This is a genomic window from Endozoicomonas ascidiicola, from assembly GCF_001646945.1.
Classification (GTDB): Bacteria; Pseudomonadota; Gammaproteobacteria; order Pseudomonadales; family Endozoicomonadaceae; genus Endozoicomonas; species Endozoicomonas ascidiicola.
This window is the reverse complement of record NZ_LUTV01000003.1, coordinates 249,171-270,079: the sequence shown is the minus strand read 5'-3', so window position 1 is coordinate 270,079 and position 20,909 is coordinate 249,171. Positions and strand designations below refer to the sequence as shown.

General features: G+C 48.2%; 19 protein-coding genes. 6 read left to right on the top strand and 13 right to left on the bottom strand.

Annotated features, from left to right (window positions below):
- Window positions 1-388: 388 nt before the first annotated feature.
- From AKL11_RS08740 to eutH, 6 genes are all read right to left on the bottom strand, one after another.
- Window positions 389-937 (bottom strand): BMC domain-containing protein, encoded by a 549-nt coding sequence (locus AKL11_RS08740; RefSeq protein WP_067516502.1) that lies wholly within the window; start codon window positions 935-937, stop codon window positions 389-391.
- A 5-nt stretch (window positions 938-942) separates the two neighbouring features.
- Window positions 943-2,271, bottom strand: a complete 1,329-nt coding sequence (locus tag AKL11_RS08735) for a 4Fe-4S dicluster domain-containing protein (protein WP_067516500.1) — start codon at window positions 2,269-2,271, stop codon at window positions 943-945.
- 387 nt (window positions 2,272-2,658) lie between these two features.
- On the bottom strand, window positions 2,659-4,011 hold the full coding sequence (locus AKL11_RS08730) for an iron-containing alcohol dehydrogenase (RefSeq protein ID WP_095210275.1): 1,353 nt from the start codon (window positions 4,009-4,011) through the stop codon (window positions 2,659-2,661).
- A 23-nt stretch (window positions 4,012-4,034) separates the two neighbouring features.
- Window positions 4,035-4,631 (bottom strand): cob(I)yrinic acid a,c-diamide adenosyltransferase, encoded by a 597-nt coding sequence (locus tag AKL11_RS08725; protein WP_095210311.1) that lies wholly within the window; start codon window positions 4,629-4,631, stop codon window positions 4,035-4,037.
- A gap of 10 nt (window positions 4,632-4,641) precedes the next feature.
- Window positions 4,642-6,102, bottom strand: coding sequence for an ethanolamine ammonia-lyase reactivating factor EutA (gene eutA / locus AKL11_RS08720; protein WP_067516498.1), 1,461 nt, complete (start codon window positions 6,100-6,102; stop codon window positions 4,642-4,644).
- A 267-nt stretch (window positions 6,103-6,369) separates the two neighbouring features.
- Entirely contained in the window at window positions 6,370-7,479 is a 1,110-nt protein-coding gene (gene eutH / locus AKL11_RS08715; RefSeq protein WP_067516496.1) for an ethanolamine utilization protein EutH, read from the bottom strand.
- 374 nt (window positions 7,480-7,853) lie between these two features.
- Here eutH and AKL11_RS08710 point away from each other — a divergent pair, with 374 nt between their 5' ends.
- A complete protein-coding gene (locus AKL11_RS08710; RefSeq protein ID WP_067516494.1) occupies window positions 7,854-10,046 on the top strand; it encodes a hypothetical protein in 2,193 nt (730 codons plus the stop codon).
- Window positions 10,047-10,055: 9 nt separating this feature from the next.
- Here AKL11_RS08710 and eutB read toward each other — a convergent pair whose 3' ends face one another.
- Window positions 10,056-12,479, bottom strand: coding sequence for an ethanolamine ammonia-lyase subunit EutB (gene eutB, locus AKL11_RS08705; protein WP_067516492.1), 2,424 nt, complete (start codon window positions 12,477-12,479; stop codon window positions 10,056-10,058).
- 506 nt (window positions 12,480-12,985) lie between these two features.
- Window positions 12,986-14,443 (bottom strand): ethanolamine ammonia-lyase reactivating factor EutA, encoded by a 1,458-nt coding sequence (locus AKL11_RS08700; protein ID WP_067516489.1) that lies wholly within the window; start codon window positions 14,441-14,443, stop codon window positions 12,986-12,988.
- A 259-nt stretch (window positions 14,444-14,702) separates the two neighbouring features.
- Here AKL11_RS08700 and AKL11_RS08695 point away from each other — a divergent pair, with 259 nt between their 5' ends.
- The 5 genes from AKL11_RS08695 to AKL11_RS08675 all read left to right on the top strand — a co-directional run bounded on the left by AKL11_RS08695 (window position 14,703) and on the right by AKL11_RS08675 (window position 16,593).
- On the top strand, window positions 14,703-14,972 hold the full coding sequence (locus tag AKL11_RS08695) for a EutN/CcmL family microcompartment protein (protein WP_067516487.1): 270 nt from the start codon (window positions 14,703-14,705) through the stop codon (window positions 14,970-14,972).
- Complete coding sequence (locus AKL11_RS08690) at window positions 14,969-15,232, top strand: hypothetical protein (RefSeq protein ID WP_067516485.1); 264 nt, start codon at window positions 14,969-14,971, stop codon at window positions 15,230-15,232. The genes AKL11_RS08695 and AKL11_RS08690 overlap by 4 nt, the downstream gene beginning before the upstream one ends.
- Window positions 15,233-15,260: 28 nt before the next feature.
- Window positions 15,261-15,731 carry a cupin domain-containing protein gene (locus tag AKL11_RS08685; protein ID WP_067516483.1) on the top strand — a complete coding sequence of 157 codons (471 nt, stop codon included), beginning with the start codon at window positions 15,261-15,263 and terminating at the stop codon, window positions 15,729-15,731.
- Between the two features lie 65 nt (window positions 15,732-15,796).
- Entirely contained in the window at window positions 15,797-16,168 is a 372-nt protein-coding gene (locus tag AKL11_RS08680; RefSeq protein ID WP_095210274.1) for a BMC domain-containing protein, read from the top strand.
- Window positions 16,168-16,593 carry a EutP/PduV family microcompartment system protein gene (locus AKL11_RS08675; protein ID WP_067516481.1) on the top strand — a complete coding sequence of 142 codons (426 nt, stop codon included), beginning with the start codon at window positions 16,168-16,170 and terminating at the stop codon, window positions 16,591-16,593. Before AKL11_RS08680 ends, AKL11_RS08675 begins: the two co-directional genes overlap by 1 nt.
- Before the next feature lie 54 nt (window positions 16,594-16,647).
- Here AKL11_RS08675 and AKL11_RS08670 read toward each other — a convergent pair whose 3' ends face one another.
- The 5 genes from AKL11_RS08670 to AKL11_RS08650 form a co-directional block, all read right to left on the bottom strand.
- Window positions 16,648-17,385, bottom strand: coding sequence for a hypothetical protein (locus AKL11_RS08670; protein WP_067516479.1), 738 nt, complete (start codon window positions 17,383-17,385; stop codon window positions 16,648-16,650).
- A gap of 11 nt (window positions 17,386-17,396) precedes the next feature.
- Window positions 17,397-18,236 carry an ethanolamine utilization protein EutJ gene (gene eutJ / locus AKL11_RS08665; RefSeq protein WP_067516477.1) on the bottom strand — a complete coding sequence of 280 codons (840 nt, stop codon included), beginning with the start codon at window positions 18,234-18,236 and terminating at the stop codon, window positions 17,397-17,399.
- 18 nt (window positions 18,237-18,254) lie between these two features.
- Entirely contained in the window at window positions 18,255-18,974 is a 720-nt protein-coding gene (gene pduL / locus AKL11_RS08660) for a phosphate propanoyltransferase (protein WP_067516475.1), read from the bottom strand.
- A gap of 109 nt (window positions 18,975-19,083) precedes the next feature.
- Window positions 19,084-19,371 (bottom strand): propanediol utilization microcompartment protein PduA, encoded by a 288-nt coding sequence (gene pduA / locus AKL11_RS08655; RefSeq protein WP_067516473.1) that lies wholly within the window; start codon window positions 19,369-19,371, stop codon window positions 19,084-19,086.
- A gap of 71 nt (window positions 19,372-19,442) precedes the next feature.
- Window positions 19,443-20,909 (bottom strand): acetaldehyde dehydrogenase (acetylating), encoded by a 1,467-nt coding sequence (locus AKL11_RS08650; RefSeq protein WP_067516471.1) that lies wholly within the window; start codon window positions 20,907-20,909, stop codon window positions 19,443-19,445.

Sequence of the window (20,909 nt, the reverse complement as noted above, 5' to 3'; positions counted from 1 at the left end):
GCAAGGATTGCTTCAGCAATAAAACCTTTTCTCTCGAAGAATCTGACCAACCGAGAAATAAATGAAATAACCCGGCTCTGTGCTGATTTTTATAAAGCTAATGTCCTTAGAGCTCTGAGAAACTAAAGTCGATATCAAAAAAACTGGTGTCAGGTTATTCGACCTATTTTACCGGACACTAGTTCTAAGCTAGAACCATATCTGCCACCTCATAGCAGGCAATACGGTTTAGATTTTCAAGACCCTGTAGGAACTAAAGAGGTTGTCGCAAAAACCCTGGTTCCCATGCTCAGCGTGGGAACCCATGCTTCTAACCCGTTGAAAATTCAGGGATATGCATTCCTACGCAAAGCATGGGAACGAGATATTTGGAGTTTTGCCATAACATCTAAAGCAACTTATGGAAAAACTCTTTAGTCGGCGAAGGAATCACCGTTTTACCAATCAGCATTCCCGCGTCTCTCGACGCCATTACGCCAGAATCCACAGCAGCGTTCACCGCAGACAGTTCACCGGTCATCACAATAAACGACTTACCACCAATAGCCATGGCCAGACGAACTTCAATCATCTTCACGTCCGCCGCTTTCGCTGCAGCATCCGCCGCAATCACTGCAGATGCCACACTGAAGAACTCAATAACACCAATAGAGTTAACTTCTTTAATGTCGTTAGAGCCGCTGAGGCCAGCCAACAGTTCTTCATGAATATTGGCGATGATCAAACGATCGACGATGGTCTGACGACCCACTTCTTCACCCACTTCAACAGATGCTTTTACCGCTGCCACATCGCCGGAAACGATGATCAGGTATTTGCCCGGACAGATCGTTTTGGCTTCATCCAGTCGCACATCCGCCGCTTTCGTCATGGCGTCGGCAGCTTCCATACCTTTTGCAATGCTGGTGAATTCCAGCAGACCTAATGCTTTACTCATTCTGATTATCCTCGGGCAATCACAACCTGACGCTCATCAACACTCACAACCCGACCAGCAAGGCTGGCATGAATCATTGAGCCCAATTGGCCTTCAGGAGTTGCACCAATCAACTGCCCTTTAGCTACCTGATCACCAACACTCACCACCGCCTGACTTGGAGCACCGATGTGCTGACGCAGTGATACAAACACTTCATCCATTGCGACTTCACGGTATTCGCGCAGTGTCTGATGATCGTAGTCGTTCAAATCCAGACGAGAAATCAGGCGGGTTGGGGGTACCTTTCTGAATTCACGACCATCACGGGCAATGATCTCACTGCCGTCATGCTGATAACGAATGCCCTTCTCACGCAGTTTATTGGCGATGTAGAAATTCACCTTCCGTGGAGAAATACCCATCGGGCAGGAGTACATTTCACAAACACCACAGCCACAGCACAGTAGAGCTTCCTGATGGCTTTCATTGATCTCTTCTGCGTACTTCACCGCTTTCATCATTTTGTGCGGGTGCAGTGGATGACCAATCAAATAGCGTGGGCACTGTTCTGTACAAAAACCACACTGAATACAGGCTCTGGCACGATTGATAATCTGGGTTTCTGTTTCTGTCGCGCGGGTTACCAGATAGTGATCCGCCGGAATCACAATCAGCGCGCCATCGGTTTTACCAATGGTCATTCCAGCAAGCTGCTCTTGACTCACCACGCCGCCCATCATTGGGCCACCACGGATAATGCAAAAATTACTAATAGTGGTACCACCGGCAGCTTCAAGGCAGGCTTCAAATGGTGTACCCAGAGGCACTTTAATCAGCCTTGGCTCACGAACCTCACCCAAAACCGAAACGTACTTATCCGTCACCGGAATATTCTGGCTGGCTTCAAAGACGTTGATCATGGTCATCACGTTTGAAACCACGCAGCCCACATTCAGTGGAATACCGCCCGGTGGCACTGAACGACCAGTGACTTCAAATACAGTCATCTGTTCATCACCGGCAGGGTAAAAGTTCTGCAGGTCATGAATGTCGATATCGGCCTCAAGGCGAGTAATGGTCTCTTTCAGGCAGGCCACTTCCTGAGCGTATTTACCTTTTACGGCAATGACGGCTTTTGTGGCTTTGATCTGACGCTTAGCCAGCAAAATCCCACCAATCAATTCTGCAGTACGCTCACGCATCAGGAACTGATCCGTTTGCAGCAGTGGTTCACACTCCGCAGCGTTAATGATCAGGTATTCCGCTTCTGCGTTTAATTTGACATGAGTAGGAAAACCGGCGCCACCAGCACCGACCACTCCGGCCTGTCGGACAAGTTCAACTAAATCCATGGTATTTCCGGAACAGGGAAAGAAAAAGCGAAACATTTATACGTAGAAACACTTCGCACAACATCAATAATAAAAAGTGATCACATAATATCAGTGCTCAGTGAGACGATATTTGCACCAAATCAATAAGATGTGTTTTTTCTTAATTGATTTGAATCAGTTTTTAAAATTGAATGAGAGGTAACATCGGGCTCACACCTCATTCCCATGCTCCGAGGGTGTCGCAAAACCCCAAACATCTCGTTCCCATGCTTTGCGTGGGAATGCATAGCCTTTAATTACAATGGGTTAGAAGTATGGGAACCAGGGGTTTTGCGACAGCCTCGCTCCGCGTGGGAACCAGAGCTTTTGCAACAGCTTCGGGAGCGAGTGTAAAACCTTTATAACTCAAAGAGCATTCTTAAAAATCTGCTCAATTTCTGCCTGAGTGCCTTGTCTTGGATTGGTCGCTGCACAGGCATCTCGTAAAGCATTGATGGCCATCAGAGGAATATCTTCTGCCTTAACGCCAAGCTCAGAAAGCCCACCTGGCACACCAACTTCCAGCAGCAATTTACAGACTGCTTTTATGCCTAGAACAGCAGCATTATGGGCATCCATACCATATACGTCACAACCCATATAACGGGCGATGTCCGACAATTTCTCAGCACTGGTAGAAAGGTTGTACATCATGACATGAGGAAGCAGCACCGCATTACAGACACCATGAGGCAAACCATAAACGCCACCTAACTGGTGAGCCATGGCATGCACATAACCCAAACCACCACTGTTAAACGCCATCCCCGCCATGTACTGGGCATAAGCCATTTGTTCTCTGGCTTCCCGGTCAGCTCCGTCTTTGACGGCACGGGGCAGGTATTCCGCCACCAGCTTAATAGCTTTACTGGCTACCGCATCGGTAACTGGGCTGGCACTGGACGACAGAAACGCTTCAACCCCATGAGTCAGTGCATCCATCCCTGTTGCCGCCGTCAAACTGGCAGGCATTCCCAGCATTAATTCCGGATCATTAATCGCAATGGCTGGCGTCACATTCTGATCAACAATGGCCATTTTAATATGGCTCCGCTCATTGGTTATGATGCAGAAACGAGTCATTTCAGATGCAGTACCGGCTGTCGTATTAATAGCGACCAGTGGCAGACAAGGGTGTGTGGATTTATCCACACCTTCGTAGTCCGCCACTTCGCCGCCATTGGTTGCCAGTAATGCAATGGCTTTGGCGCAGTCGTGGGGTGAACCACCGCCAAGTGAAACGACAGCGTCACACTGATGACGTTTTAAGATGGAAAGCCCTTCACTGACATTGGTCGTTGTCGGGTTTGGCTGTGTACCGTCATAAACGACCGAAACAATACCTCTGGCAGAGAATCGGTCAGTCACGGTGCCAACCAGTCCGGTTTGATTCAACACCGCATCTGTCACCACCAGAACTTTTTTACAATTCAATGATTTCAGACGCTCAATGCCCTTATTCAAACAACCAAAGCCCAGAAGGCTTTGACGAGGCATGATAAATTCATGCCCTGCAGACATTGCTTGTGATGCAAACTCAGCTACTACAGCGGAAGGATGCTCATTACCAACAGCCTCATCATTGCGACAAACCTTGATGCCCAGATCACGAGCCTTATCCAGCGCACCCGGCGATAAAATATAGCCCGGTTGCAGATAAAGCGTATTCCCCTGACAAAATGACTGCAGGTTTGACTCACGGATCAATTGCTTTTTCACCGCATTACCCTAAAAGTTACTCATTAAATTCTTTGCTTTTCAGACTGCTGCCAGAGCACCTCACCACCGGACTGTCTGGCAACCACTCTGGCCAGAACAAACATTAAATCCGACAGTCGATTGAGGTACTGCATCAGCGGCGCATTAATCTCTTCACCCGCTTCTTTAGCAGCGATCACTCTGCGTTCAGCTCTACGGGAGATGGTTCGCACCATATGACAGTTGCAAGTCAGGCGGGAGCCACCGGGTAAAATAAAATTTTCCAGTGCTGGCAAATTGTCGTTTAATTCATCCAGCAAATGCTCAAGATCCGTCACAAAGGATTCCTGAATCAGCTGATAGCCCGGCATGGCCAATTCACCACCCAGATCAAACAACCGATGTTGAATGTTTTCCAAGGGCTTTTGTAATCGATGACGCATGATCTGAGCCTCTTTCAGCTCACTGATCAGCAAACCCATCCAGGTATTCAATTCATCAACAGCGCCGATGGCTTCAATTCGGGCATGGGCTTTGGATACCCGTCGTTGGTCACCCAAACCCGTGGTGCCTTTATCCCCGGTTCGGGTGTAGATTTTGGACAGTCGGTTGTGTTCCTGTTCTGACATCACTTTTGACATAAGAAAGTCCTCAATACCCAAATACCAATGTTTTCACAATCACAGGCAACACCTTGCCATCCGCCAGTGGTTTGCCAATATCAATGTAGTCACCATCCTTGACGGTAATGCTGTCGATGCAAATCACGTCTTTGGCGTCGTTCAATTCGTTTTTACGCTTTAAGAGCGCTTCGATGCTTTGCCCAAGCACCTTACCTATGTCTTCTTCCACAATCACAATCAAAGGTTGTGGCAACTGAATCATTGCCTCCATGCCCTCAATAATGATGGCCGCCAGTTCCTGCACATATTGAAAGTCAGGATTCTTTGCCCCCTGAAGCGACAACGCCACGTGTTGAGAGCCGGTTTCCAAATCAAACCAGGACAGCTTTTCCCGAATCGTGGCTGCCAGCTCCTTGGCGGGAAGCCCTTCGTCTTTCGCTGTCAGGCGCAGCGCAGGCACGTTTTTGATGGGGAAAACATCCCTCGAGAAATTGATGGTGCTACCGCTGATATCCGTAGCATGGGAACCTGCACCAATCACCGTCGCTCGAATGGTCTCTACCGCATCGAAAACAGACAACTGCGTAAAAAGCGGCGACTGACGTATAGAACGACCAAGGAGCACACCCAGATCACCATACTGATAATCCGTTGCCGAAGGTTCCTGATCATACACATGAACGGCAACACCGCCAGAAAAACAGATCTGATCCAGCTGATAATTTCGGTGCAAATTACTGGTACCACGACCGACCAGAAATTCAAGATCTGCACTGGCCGGTTTCAGCCCCATCACTTCTTCAAGAATGGCGACCATTCGATCAACAATGCGATCAATCTGGTTGCGGTTCAGGTGATCACCCACTGTCACCGGCATACCCATGCGACGGGTCATCTCTGACCATTTTTCAGAAATGTAGGTAACTTCTGTACCGCCCTTTTCAAACTTGATCAGACGACCACCAATATCCAGACAGGTGGTATCGATCACTTCACCCACTTCGTAAGTTGCAATGTTGGTCGTGCCGCCACCAATGTCCAAATTAGCGACAATGGTGTTCTTATCGAATGACTGCTTTGCTGCACCCGCACCTTTACCAGAAATAATACTTTCCAGATCCGGCCCTGCGGTTGCGACTACGAAATCGCCAGCCAGAAGGCTTAAAGCATCAGCAACTTGTCGTGCATTTTCTTTACGGGCGGTTTCACCGGTAATGATCACGGCGCCAGTATCAATATCTTTGGCGTTTATGCCTGCCTTGATAAATTCCTGCTCCATGAGCTGACGCACTTGATCGGCGTCAATCATCGTGGGCGATAGCAGAGGCGTGAAATACACCTGACTTCTATAAATAACTTCTCGGTCAACAATCTCAACTTTGGGAATCATCGCTCCCGGAGAGACGTTCTCCAAAAACATTCGGGTAAAAACCAACTGCGTGGTTGACGTACCAATATCAATGCCGGCACTGAGAATTTCTTCGCGCATGGCTGCTCCGTTGTAGAGGCATCTGCTTGAGTTTGTCTACTTTGTACTATGGCAGAATAGATAAACTGAAACAGACGTAAGAAACTTCCGACCCGCCCCCACGCAGAACAAAGCTGTCGCAAAACCCCAAACACCTCGTTCCCATGCTATGCGTGGGAATGCATATCCCTGAATTTACAGGGAGTTAGAGGTATGGGTTCCCACGCATAGCATGGGAACCAGAACTTTTACGACAACCACAACACATGGGAGCGAGCGGAAAAAGAATTAAGCGTGCTTGGCGTTCATAGCAGCCTTTGGCTCTGCCATGTCTTTCGTCACCAGAATCGCGATGATCACAGCAGTCACACCACCCACCAGCTTACCGGCAACCATGGCAGCGATCATGTCACTGTTCACAGCGGCAGTGAAGCCCAGGTGATCACCCAGTGCGAAAGAAGCACTGACGGCAAACGCAACGTTGATGATCTTGCCTCGGTTATCCATGTCTTTCAGGATATTGAACATGGCAATGTTGTTTGCCAGAGTAGCAACCAGGCCTGCAGCCGCAGTCTCACCCATACCAATCGCACGACCCATCGCCATCAGCGGCTTGTTCAGCTTAGTAGTGATGAAGTGAACCATTGGGAACGCACCCGCCAGAACAATAGAGATGTGACCAACAGTGGATACGCCGTCAGAAATTGGCGCCATGCCTGGAATCACAACAAAGCCGGTCAGCGTTTCAATAACGATAGCCGCCAGACCAATGGTGATCAGAATAACAACACCCTTACCGAAGACTTCGAAACCACGAATCATGGCAGCAGGTGCAATTTTCAGACCCGCCGCAATGGCACCGGCAACCACAACGATAGGCAACAGGTTTACAACGATCATGCTGACGTCATAACCAGCGATCAAACCGCCTACCAGAGAACCAACAGGCACTGTGGTCAAACCGATCAAAACACCACGAGCCAGATATTGAGTGTCTTCTTTATTGATGATGCCCAGAGCAACCGGGATAGTGAACACAATGGTTGGCCCCATCATGGCGCCCAAAATCAGACCGGAAAAGTTAGCAACGTCGGCATTCGTCGTCATTGCCTGAGCCAGTGGATAACCACCCATGTCGTTAGCCAGCAGAGTACCAGCGAACATAGCTGGATCAGCACCCAGAGCTTCATAAAGCGGAGAAACCAGCGGGCTGAGAACAGTGTTCAATACAGGCGCCAGTGACACAACACCAATCATGGCCAGTGCCAGAGCACCCATGGCCATAAAGCCTTCTTCAAACTTCTCACCGTAACCCCAGCGGTTACCCAGAATTTTATCCACGGCGCCGAGCACCATGAAACCCACCATTATGTACAGAATAATGTCGTTAATACTCATGACTTCCTCGCAACTGCAACAACTTATGATTCTGAAATGACAGCCGGAAGACGGGAAAGTTCATGGTTTCCGAGCAGCGTATCAGTTGGGGCAAGGCTATCAGTAGCTGAAGAGAGGGATAATGACCTGACGCAAGTCATCCAGCATTCAATTAATTGACCTTAATCAATAAAAATAAGGACACCATGACCTCTCGGTTTTTCAAAAGAGCCAATAATTTGAACTTACTGCTTGGTAGATGGTCTCAGGTAAGTCAATCATTGAATATTTGAAAGGAATACTGTACCAACTAAAGGTTAAACATTCTCTCCTTACTAATATTTTTTTGATTTACTATCCATCCTGACAAACTGTTTGAGTATATTGATTTCGCCATGCTAGATGCTATTAACACTATCCTTTCAAAACTTGATACCATAGAAGAGGATGGCTTTTTCTTTAACGATGAAGACAAAGCGCTTTATTCTTTTAAAGGGAGAGTAGTGGGTGTTGAGAATTATGCCCTTATCCCCAAGGGTATGACCGACCTCAATGAAGATACAAAATCTGTCTATGAATACTTTAAAGATCTTCATGATCGTGGCGTCAAAAAAATTGGGTCTCTCCCTGCGCTTCTCACAAAGCCGATACTGTCACTTGAAAAAATACGAAACATTGTCAGCAGAAGCCTCATAGAGATGCAGCCGGCGGAACCCGAAGCGAAAGCGTTTTTTGTAGAAATTATTGCGGACAAAATTATTTCAGATTACTCGATCTGCCACAGAGACAATCATAACCCTGACAACAGCCAAGATATTTTCCAACAATCAGAAGATGAGTTCATGTGCTTTGCAAGGGAACGTATCTCTTGTATTTTTTATGAATTTACCAATACCTATTATCAGGAATACTACATTCAACCTAAATTTGATTGTAGCCAGTTGCCACGTTTAATAGAGTTTGTTACCAAACATGACTCTAAGGCTGAAATCGATACCGTTGAAAACCTAATAAAGAATGGTCTGCTTCAGAAACCCTCTAGATTACTGTATCGGGGCGGTAGTTATCATGAACAAAACAAAGCTAAAACCCACAAACTAGGCAACCCCGCATTTAATATCGAGAATGTAAACGTCGAGGGCGCTCAATACGGCAAAGGCCTGTATACCTCGAAGGATGTCTCTGTTGCTGAAGAGTACATCCCACATAATGGCGGACTCATGGTAGAAATCACGACCAGACAGAATGGTAAAAACCTACAAATCGAACCAAGCATACTTACCTCCAATTTATATAAAAATGTCGGGAATTATGGAATCAGCCACCCATTTGTCGGGTGCACTTTTCATAATAATGATGACAGAAATATAGCATTAATTAAAAAACCGGAGCTCATTGAGAAAATCAAAGTCTTCGACAAAACGTTAACAACCAAGGCAGCACTTGTCTTTTCGGCAACTGAAATCACGTCAAATAAATACACACAAAAAACAGTTTCTTCCATTCCCTCCCATAAACTTACCAAACCATCCAATAAACTAGTAATAGATCACTTAAAGGGTCAATCCTCTTTTGCTGATGTGTACCGATATTCACAAGAATTAAATCCTGATATAGCATCTGCAAGAAATAAGAATATCGAAACCAAGTATTACATCAAAAACATGTCAGGGCAGTACATACGAGTTAAGCCATTATTTTATGAAAATGCTGATAACAATCGTCATTATGAAAATCAGATGTTTGCTATTACCTACGCTCCGCCTCGGCAAAGCGAATGCGCCGCTTCAGAATCAATTCATACATTATTTGATAATACAGAAGTTTACCCAGCTCTTGCTACTAACGATACCGTTCCCACTCCTTCAACTTCAACATCCAGAATCAGTGCACCGAGAACTGCCACACATACTAGCTTGCTGCAAAACGCCGGCGAGCCGTCTAACTCAAAAAGTACTTCTGCATGTCACGACACACCTGCAAATACCAACTGCGATGTCTGCCTGTGTTCATGCGATAGGAATGACACTGCAAATATCAAACTTCCAAATGAAACCTTCAGACATCCGGACTGCCATACTCACGCCACTCAGGCTCTGAGCAAACCAACAGCCGAAGAGTGCATCGGCGGGCATATGAGTTGGTCTATAGAAGATGCTCCGCACCTGTCACATATTGCTCAGGAGGATAGAGGTCAGGGGGTTATCGTTGTCGAATTTAACTTTGAGGCTCCCGCATCTTTCGGAGGTCGACCCATCGTTAACCGCGACAAGGACTTTACACACTACATGCCAAATTCCCTCAGGGGACGTCAGTTATTAGAGTCACTGAAAACGGCTTTTCATAAAGGGAAAGTAGTCACGCTGGATAATTCTCACACGACTGGCCAGTACGGTATCTGTTTCAATCTCCACTTAAAGACAAATGATTTCCAGGGAGGGAGCCACGGATACCCCTGCTCAACTTGGGATCAGGCTCTGATAGAAAGCATGCTGGGCGTTGGGGTTGTTGTAGACCTGGATTCCAATCCACCACTGCCAGAACCTGGTTCTGTTTCCAAACCGGTAAGATCTGACTCTGGCCAATAACGCCTCAACTCATTTTGCCAGACTATCGTTATACCTAAGCTTGATACCTTCATGCTTTAGAAGGTCTCCAGCCAGAGGGGAAATGATGGTTCTCTGGCTCAGTAAAATTTCCTTCACGCCCCAGTGTAAAAGCATCATCACATCCGCTTCTGAAATAGACTTTTGTCCCACGAAGTCATGCACACGAATAGTACTGCCAGTTTTTGTAGACTCTACTTTGCTTTCACGAACCGCATCGGATAACCCCATGCGACTACCAAGAATCGCATTCAAGCGATTCCCCGCTGCCTTATTATCCATAATCTGCATCGCCCGCTCGGCAATCAGGGAGCCTGCTTCCATAGGAGGAATCCCACCATAATAGATATTCGGCACTACGGTATTTTCAAACTCGATATCTTTAATCTTGCTGAATTCAGCCGCCTGCTGTCGTGCTTCCGGATCATCCAAACGATAAACCAGATACCCTGAGAGACTTCGGGAAGATTTGCCATCCGCCCCAGGCCTTTCCCCCAGCAACACAATCACCATTCTGGCATTGACTGTATTGGCAATATCTTCAGAAAGTTTCACACGACCATGGGGTGCTATCATGGTTTGCCCAAGAGAATAACCATGGCTGCGTAAACCATCTTCAAGTACCGGTAACAGTTCATTAATGTTCTGATGCACTGCCTCGGCACTAAGCCCGTCGGTAATCAGAATCTGAATATCCCGGTTTTCCGCTTGCAGGTGACTTTTTGTTTTTTCACACAGGCGAGAGCCCGCATCTGGATCAGCATGGTGTCGTTCAATATTATTGGCTTGAGAACGAATCAAGCGGAAGTCGATCTCTTCCAACTCATCAAATCGAAGCTTACTTTTTGCCGCCGCCCGGGCAACTGCAATATTCTGCTTTAATTTCCGATTCACATGGTTGGACATTCTTGGCCCGGCATTGGTGGTGCCATAGCACATGGGTACTCGACTGATCAGATCTTTCCAGGCTTGATTGGATTCCGCAAAAATGCCGGGATTGCCCCAGTTTGGGCCACGGGCGATTTGCCCATCGCGGGACTCTTTGAAAATGCCTTTCTCCAAAGCCCAGTGATAAAACTCCGGTGACGGTTTCAGGTTATGGATTTCACGAATGGTCTGATCGTCATGCCCGCTGGTATCCGAATACGCCAGCATACGATCCACGCCCATGTAGATATCCATAAAGTAGTTAGCGCCCGCTACGGTGAGCAACTCAACCGCAATCTCCTGACCTTCGCTGGAAGCATCTGCGTGAAGTGTAAAACAAGGGGACACGCCCATGGGCAGACCCATCACTTTGCCCATAAACAGATCCTGAAGATTGGCATAGATGATCTGCAAACTGTCTTTATGAGTTTCCGGGCCAATAAAACCCGTTACGCTGTTGACCATGCACGGGTCATAACGACGACATAAGCCGTACGACAGCGCCTCCGCCGTGGACATATCAATGCCGCAGTGTTTGCCGTAACTGATCTCACTGCCCTGCCCGGTCTCAAAATACATAAACTGATGTTTATTGAGAACGCCCTTTTCTTTCATCACCTGCCAGGCTTGATCAAGATAAGACACCGTCACATCAAAGGCTTCACGCAAAGTTGAATCCGTACCGGCCAGAGACTGAAAGAGAATCTCCAGTGGCGCACCTTCTTCCAGGCACGCCAGCTGGGTTCGGATATGAGAAAGCACACACACCTGGGTTGGCGCGCCTGTCTGGCGTCGTATTTTATCCAGATGGAGCAAGCAGGCACCGATGTTATCCACCGTGTCGTCTGCAGGGTTCAAACCAATCAGCAAATCACCATTGCCCATGGACAACCCCATCCAGGTCAGGGCGGTAATCGCATTCAAATCATCGGTGGGATGGTTGGGTTGAATTCGGGTCGATAACGAGCCCGATAAACCAAGGTGGGTTCGCGCCTGAGTTGCGCATTCAATCTTACGGGCGTTGTACACCATATCGTGCACACTCATCAGCTTGGTTACCGCCGAGATCATCACGCCAGTCAAACCTTTACCTGCACGCTTGATCTGAGGGCCGGATGCTTTTTGCATCCAGTCTTTCAGCTCACCCACCGTCATCATGGCCATTTCATCAAATATGGCCAGATCAATGTCATAATTGACGCGCATAATGTCGTCTATCTCACCATGATCATTGGGCAATGGTCGATCATAGAAATGCTGCAGACTTAAATCGGATAAAATGGCTCGTGCAGCCTCTCGACTGACTTCAGTTTCTGCCGCGAGATTGGCAATCTGATCACCACTGGTATGAAAGCCTGCCGCCCCCAATAGTGCTTTTAAGCCAGTAAAGCTGAAGTCCTGCCCAATGACCCGAGTACGGTAGATTTCATCCGTTTTTACAGAAGGAACCAGAATCTGGTCCAGAGGGGTCATCATTGGTTTGGGCATGGTTAACACTCCACCTTACAGCATCACCTTACAGCATCGCCTTACAGGACACCCGGTATGATCTGGCATGATTTTTAATGGTGTTTGCTGGTTTTATCAGCGATATCAATGATCATTTTTGTCAGAAAATACCGAGCCGTATATATGACTACAAATAGGCGAGAATTACATTCCGTAGAAATACGCGGTCATACCCGTCGCCTTTCAAGTTGCTACTTTGTTGGCTACATTCGCTCACCCCAATCACCTACTACTCGTAGGCTCATGGGGATTCACTCGGTAGCCGCCGCGTAGCAACGTGAAATCCTTTGGGTATATGAACGGGTTAAGCTTTTAAGTAGTTGGCCATTTGGAATCGAATATTTCTGGCTGAGTGGGCAGTTGCTATGCAAGGCACAACGCAGAGAGCATAGCCGTAGCTATGTGACCGGAGTTGTAACGCAGGAGAGCGACTGTACACTTAGTCAGAAAATATGATTTCATGTGGTTAACTGCTTAGACAACGGTCAATGCATACCGTAAAAGTAGACGGGAATAACAAAGTTTTTCACTTTTCCGAGACTGACAAAACCCGCCTTCCGATCGGGAACTTCATCAACCGCCATCAAATTGATAGGCAATTTTCCCCAACGGCTCGCATAACTGCCAATGGCCTTACCAAAGTCTTTAGGCACTAGCAGCAATAATGGCAACGCTTCGGGAAAGTTCACCGACTCGAGAACCGACGCAAAGCGTTCACCAAAAAGCTTCAACTCTTTAAAACCCGGGTAATTGTCATTCTTCAGCATGATCCGAATACAACCACCACTATTGGTTTTACGAGCCAGTTGAATAGACTGCGTAATGCTCTCTTTATCCGCATCAAGCGCCAATCGTGCGACGATGGGCAGATCATTTACCGGTAGTTGTTCGGGGTTTGGCATATAGAGGGTGTTGCCGGAAAGCTCGGCACTGTGCAGTGCCAACCCATACACGGTCGCGCGTCCCTGATATTCCGGAACAAAGCGGGTCACACTGCGACTCAGAATCTCTGATTGCGCAATCCCCTTGCACAAATCAACACCCAGATCACCAAAAGCTGTGGTACCGGGTAACGATTCTGTCTGTGAGTATTGATAAAGCAACTCTCCAACACCACCAGAAAAAGTGATGGCCGCGCTTGTTGTTCTGCTTGCTGTTTCAGGAAGGTTCGCTTGAAAAGCGACCTGACACAGAGGCTTACCAACATCTGTGTCAAACCAGCCCTGATCTCCGGATACAATGGCTTCAAGCCCCTGCACATAGTAACTGACAATACGCTCAATGCTTTCCGGGCTACATTCCTCACCAGGCTGAAGCACCAGGTTCAATTGCTTCAGCAGTTGCTGACCATGGTTAGATATCTCAAGCAGGCGATAAGTCCCGGGCTCAAACTGAAAATGACGGGCACCGATGTAGTAGCTGCCGGATGAGAATACATTGCCGTCTATGCCAAGAGCGGGGTTGGTGGTTCCACCGCCAATATCCAGGTTAATCACTGGCACTTCCGCATTAGCCCGGGAAAGTTTCAAACTATTCCCCATAAATGCCAACCATGACTCCATGCACGGGTCATCTGCAGTTGCGACGATGGCATGACTCACCTTTTCGCGGACGGAACGGGCAATGATGTGTGCATTTTCTTTTTCTGCCGCAAGTCCGGTGACAATAGCACCGCCGGAGAAAAGCTGATCCGTATCAATACCACTTTCAAGAAGCCAACGGTCAATACACTGATCAATACGCTCCGGGCACAGCTTGCCATGTTCAAATGGCGTCAAAATGGCTTTTGATCGGTAGAGTAACTCCGGCTCGCCCAGCTCCATTCTTTCGCTGACCGGATTGCGCTCAAGATGTGCGCAGGCAACCATAGCCCGACTGGTCGTGGAACCAAAATCGAGACCAATCATCAGGACGGATTGGTTACCTTGAAAGTGTCTAAACATGAAAGAAACGAGATAAGTAATGGCTTAACAACAGGTTAACTGACAATTACTTTACTTCAGAGTGTCTAAATACCAAACAGATTTTAACCACTTTATAGCCAGTATTTTTTACCTCTGAAAAAAGCGCCTAAAAATTGATCCAGATTAATTTTTTGATGCTGGAAAAGATGACTTTCGTCAACTGTACTTCCACTGCCATGTATTAATGTTCCACCCTAGACAGTTTTATTGACCAAGCGATTTTCCGGGAGTATGGCAAGTGCTGATTGGTAAGGTAACAGGCAACATTTGGGCCACCCGAAAACAGGATGGTCTCAACGGATTCAAACTCATGGTCGTTGAACTGATCAACGCCAGTGAGCAGGAAACCGGTCAATCTCTGGTGGCTGTTGATACCGTTGGCGCAGGTATAGGCGACGTCGTACTGATTGCCCGTGGAGGTGCTGCACGCCGGGCGATCCTGCCATCCAAAGGGCCTGTTGATGAAGCCATTGTCGGCATTGTGGATAATATGGAAGTCAACCCATGAGTCGTCTGATCACCCGCAACAACCTCAGTGAATTTGTCACTGATGGCTGCCTGATTCTTGAAAAAGGCATGCTCCTGAGCCCCGGTGCCGACGATCTGGCAAAAATCCAGGGCATTCAGGTGATTCGCAGCAACCAGCTGGAATCCACAGCCCTCCTGAAAAAGCGCATTCATCAACTGCTGATCGATGTGTTCAATGTGACTAACACACAACACATTGAACGAGTTCAGCAGGCCGTTCTGAAACATCTCGTTAAATAGTTCACCTTTCATTTTTGTGAGTAAGCTAATGAACCAGATCACCCCTGAAGCACTGGAACAGATCATCCGTAAAGTGGTTGCAGAGCAGCTGCACAAACCGGCCGCTGAGTTTGAGAAACACGCAGATGCTTCCGGCGTTGCGGTTATCAAAGCACCTACCGTGAAGTGCAAACCGTTCGACACTGGCAATCCAAACGACAAAGTGTTTATTACTGATATTCTGGACCTGAATGAAAGCCCACGTCTTGGCTGCGGCATGATGGAAATCCATCAGACCACTTTTGACTGGACTCTGGAATACGACGAAGTGGATTACATCGTTGAAGGCACCCTGAAGATCATCATCGATGGCCGTGAAGTGGTCGGTCATGCCGGCGACGTTATGTTTATCCCTAAAGGATCGACCATCAAGTTCAGCGCCCCCGACTTTGCCCGCTTTATGTTTGTTGCCTACCCAGCAAACTGGGAAGAAATCGCCCGTCAGAAGCAACAGCAGTAATTATTTTTGGTGCAGCGTTCACAGCTGCACCAACTCCTCTGATTAAAAGACAAGAGCCGTAAAACATGAACGCCAGCATTTTGGGCAACCTTCTCGAAAAGAAAGAACGTATTATTCAAGAATACGTTCCGGGGAAGCAGGTCACTCTGGCCCACCTGATCGCTAACCCGCAGGAAGACCTCGTCATCAAACTCGGCCTGGATGCGGATGAAGTCAGCGCTATCGGCATTATGACCATCACGCCAAGCGAAGGCTCCATGATCGCTGCGGACGTTGCGACTAAAGCATCCGGTGTTGATATTGGATTTCTGGATCGCTTTTCCGGCTGCTTGATCCTGACCGGAGATGTTTCCAGTGTGGAAGCCGGTCTGAATGCAGCCATTGATATGCTCAGAGACACCCTGCAATTTGCTCCGACTCAAGTAACCCGTTCGTAATGAAAAAGATGATGTTGGTCGGCACAACGACCGCAGGAAAGACGACCCTGGTTCAGGCGCTGATGGGCGAGGAACTGAGGTATCAAAAAACTCAGGCTATGACCTATAACAAACAGTTTCTTGATACGCCTGGTGAATTTATTGAGAACCGTCGTTTTTATTCTGCCCTGATGTCTTCTTCCGTTGATTATGATGCCATTGCCGTACTGCACGATTGCTCAAAGCGGCAAAACTTGATTCCACCGGGCTTTGCCACCATGTTCAATAAAGAAGTGATTGGCATCATGACCAAAGTTGACAGCGAAAAAGCGAACCGGGAATTCTCAAGAAAGATGCTGACTGCTGCGAAAGTCTCAAGAATATTCGAAATCAGTTCTTATACTGGCGAAGGAATGGATGAGTTGAAGGCTTGGCTGGAAAGCTGATTCATAGGATCAAAGAATATAAAAGCCTGAATCCTTTCAGGCTTTCAAATCAAATCAGACGGCAAGAACCAGATCTTTATTCATCCGAATAAAATCTTTTGCCAGTGGTGTTACCACGGCCTTTTCCATCAGTTTGATATGGCGATATCCCTGTTCATAACAGGTGCGAAGATCTTTCTCTCCAATCACCCGTTTTTCAAGCATGTGGATATCGTTATTGACTAACTGTACACCAGCTACGTTCTTTTCACGGGCTGCGCCCACCTGATAAACCACTTCATTCACGGCAGCCGATTCCGTTCTTGCAAACGTTTCCGCACCCGCCAATACAGAAGACAGTTGACCAAGGTTAACCACCTTCATGCCAAACGAGCAAAGTGTGGTTTCTTTATCCTGAAAGACCTGATAAAAAGCAGGCGTTGCCGTTTCACGAAAACGACGATAGGCAATGCCTTCTTCCAGAATATGAACCGTCTTACCCAACAGCAGACTGTTCACAATCACACAGCCTTCATCGCCTCTTTCCAAACCTATTGCCAATGCCGACAACAGACTGTTTGGTAAGGTGGTCAGAAGTACATGGTCAAAAGCAGCAGGATCTGCTGATGGCTGTTCAGCGCTGTACGTCAGTTGGAAGCCAGCAAGCCGTTGCTCTAACTGCACTCGATCATCACAATCACCAACCACCAGAACAGACGGCATTGGTTTACTGATTGCCTGAGAACTTTGAAGCGCCAGTAACTGCTCCATCACTCGCTTGGCAATTAATTCCACCAGAGCATCGGTGTTCATTTTGGACATCCTTACGTCAAAGCTTCTAATGCACTGATAGCGATACCCAGCGGCGTCACCAAAAATGGGTTGTCCGGTTTCCAGGTTGTCACTCCGGTTTGCTTTTCAACGATCTGCTCAAACTCGGGCAAGCAGGTAGTACCGCCTACCAAATAGATATCCTGAACGTCGAAACCCTGAATATGGTGGCGAACAATAGAGCCCATCTTTTCAATCACCGGACGAACAATGGCCACCACATCGCGATGATTGGCAGTGATCTTCTTTTGCTCTTCCGCTTCTTCAAAGCTGGTTTTGTAGTGTCCGGCCAGAACCAGAGACAGGTGCGTACCACCTGTGGCTTCATCTGCCGTGTAAATCACCTCCCCATCTTTAAAGATAGAAAGGCCAGTGGTGCCACCGCCGATATCCACAACCGCCCCGTTCTGAATACCCAGAACCCGGTTAGCCGCAGTCGGCTCATCCAGCATATTCACCACTTCCATGCCTGCGCCTTCCACCACATAGCGGTGCGTTTTGCAGACGGATTCCGGCGTGTTGGATGGCATGGCAATCGCCGCTTTTTCCAGGGAGACCTGAAGACGCTCTTCCAGTTTTTCCTTCAACTGTCGGACAATGGTCAGTGCGCCGATGTAATCAACAACCAGCCCGTCCTTCAATACCTGGGCAAACTGCATCTCAGTGGCCACCGGCTCACCATCCTGATTCAGAACCACCAGAACAATATACGCCGTACCCAGATCGACACCGACGACAAGGTTATCCGAGTCGGCAACCTTGATCGTTTTTGTCAGGCTTGTTTCAACTTTCTGGATCAGCTGACTGACATACTCAGGATTGAATTCAGACATCGTCGTTTTCTACCTTAATCAGCCAGTGATTTCGCCTTTAGCATCAGCCGGCAGGCCAACCGCATTGGCTTCATCAAAATCAATGTGCATCGCCAGAGCAAAACTGTCTTTCACCCGAACCAGTACACGGTGGAAAGTGACAGGGCGATCAGTTTCGATCCGCACGTCCACTTCCTGCTTATCCTGAACACCCAGTCGTTGAGCGTCCGCGCTGGTCATGTGAATGTGGTTGCGGGCAATAATCACGCCGGCTTCCAGCTTCACCATGCCCTGATTATTTCCAAGCCCCGAATACAGGAATACACCCGGGCTGCCAGCAATATCGCCAGACTCTTTCAGCGGTGCATTCACACCCAGCTGACGGGAATCGGTACGGGAGATTTCTACCTGACTGTCCGGTCTTGCCGGGCCAAGCACCGCAACATTTTCAAACGTGCCCTTCGGGCCAATCACCGTCACGCGCTCTTCACACAGGTATTGACCCGGCTGAGAAAGTTCGCGCTTAGGCGTCAGTTGATGTCCAGCACCAAACAAGGCTTCCACGTCTTTTTGACACAGATGCACATGGCGAGCGGACGTTTCAACAGGAATTTCTTTTTTGCCACTGTTGTTGTCACTGTTGCTGCCGTTTTTGTTGGCATCAACACTGTCTGAATTACTCAGAGCCATGGCAGTGCATTCAACAATCACCTGATCAACAATGTGCTTCAGGAGTTGTTCGGTTTCGAGGGTATTCACAGCGGAGTCTCACAATCAGCACAGGCGAGATTGCCAGTGTTTGAACTCGCTCCTGCACACGACAGGAGCGGTATACATCCCCGCGTTAATCAATAACGCGGGAACGAAATTACTCAGCCTTAGCTTGTGGCAGAATAACTTCAACTTCACTGTGTGGACGTGGGATAACGTGTACAGAAACCAGTTCGCCAACACGCTCAGCAGCAGCAGCGCCAGCGTCGGTAGCGGCTTTAACAGCGCCAACATCACCACGAACCATGATGGTTACCAGACCACTACCAATGTTCTCTTTACCAACCAGAGTCACGTTAGCAGCTTTAACCATCGCATCAGCAGCTTCGATAGCACCAACCAGACCTTTAGTTTCAACCATGCCCAGAGCGTTAGAGATAGCCATTGTTTCTTACTCCAAATTGTCTCCGCGGAGACGTGTTTAATACATTAAATAAAAGCGTTACCTGAAAGCACTTACAGCGCTTTCAGTCGTTCAATCACCATGCGGGTGATTGCTTCAATATCCATTTCAGTCGCAGAAGACTGGTTGGCAGCAGCTTGAGCCAAAGAAGGGGCCTGAGGCTCACGGATGCCATAAGCGACATAGCGCTTATTGAACAAATGCAGCGGTGTTACGTTGTCCGAAGTGGCGGAACCACCCACGCTGCCACAACCCAGAGTAAACGCCGGTGGCAGACCAGTGGTCGCACCAACCGCACCATGCGTGGAAGGCGTGTTCACCACCAGACGGGAAACCGGCTTCTTCAGAGCAAACTCACGAACCAGATCATCGTTCTGGGTGTGAATCGCCAGAGAGTGACCAGCACCTTCGTAATTCAGCAGCTCAAGGCAAAGCTCACAGGCTTCGTGAGCATCTGTCGTACGATAGAAGCCCAGCAGTGGAGACAGCTTTTCCCAGGAGAATGGGTACTGCTTACCAACGCACTCACGACCCTGTTCTGCAACCAGAACACGGGTATCTGCAGGAATTTCCAGGCCGCCCATACGAGCGATTTCAACCGCAGGCTTACCAACGATCTTGGCATTCAGGCCGCCTTTTGGCCCCATGATGACGCGCTCGATCTTGGCGGTTTCCACTTCATTCAGGAAGTAGCAACCCTGAGCGATCATCTCTGCTTTCACCTGATCGGCAATCACATGTTCAGTCACCACGTGCTGCTCAGAGGCACATACCGTTCCATTGTCGAAGGTCTTGCTCATCAGAACGTACGACACAGCCTTTTTAATATCAGCAGTGCGTTCAATAAACGCTGGCACGTTGCCTGGTCCAACACCCAGAGCAGGGTTGCCAGAACTGTAAGCAGCCTTCACCATGGCAGAACCGCCAGTGGCCAGGATGATGCCAGTGCCGCTGTTCTTCATCAGCTCGCTGGTGCCTTCCAGAGTCGGCTGACTCATAACATTGATCAGATCCGCCGGGGCGCCCAGGCTCTGCAGCGTTTCACGCAGAACACGTACCGTCTCGGAAATGCACTTCAGCGCAGAAGGATGCGGGCTGATGATGACGGCATTACCGGCTTTGATAGAAATTATCGACTTATAAATTGCTGTCGATGTTGGGTTAGTAGACGGCACCAGACCGGCAACCACGCCGTAAGGTACAGCCACTTCTTGCATTTTCTTGACAGGATCTTCGGAAATAAAACCGATGGTTCTCATGGAACGAATCGATTCAGCCAGATGCTTACTGGCAATCAGGTTCTTGGTGATTTTGTCCTGAACCTTACCAAAACCCGTCTCTTCTACGGCCATTTCTGCCAGACGAGTCGCATTGGCTTCACCGGTGCGAGCCATGGCTTCTACCAGTGCATCCACCTGTGCCTGACTGTAATCAGCCAGTACTTTCTGGGCAGCAGACGCCCGGCGGATTAAATTTCTTACTTCCTGAATGGAAGAAAGGTCTTTATCAAGAAGTTCCAA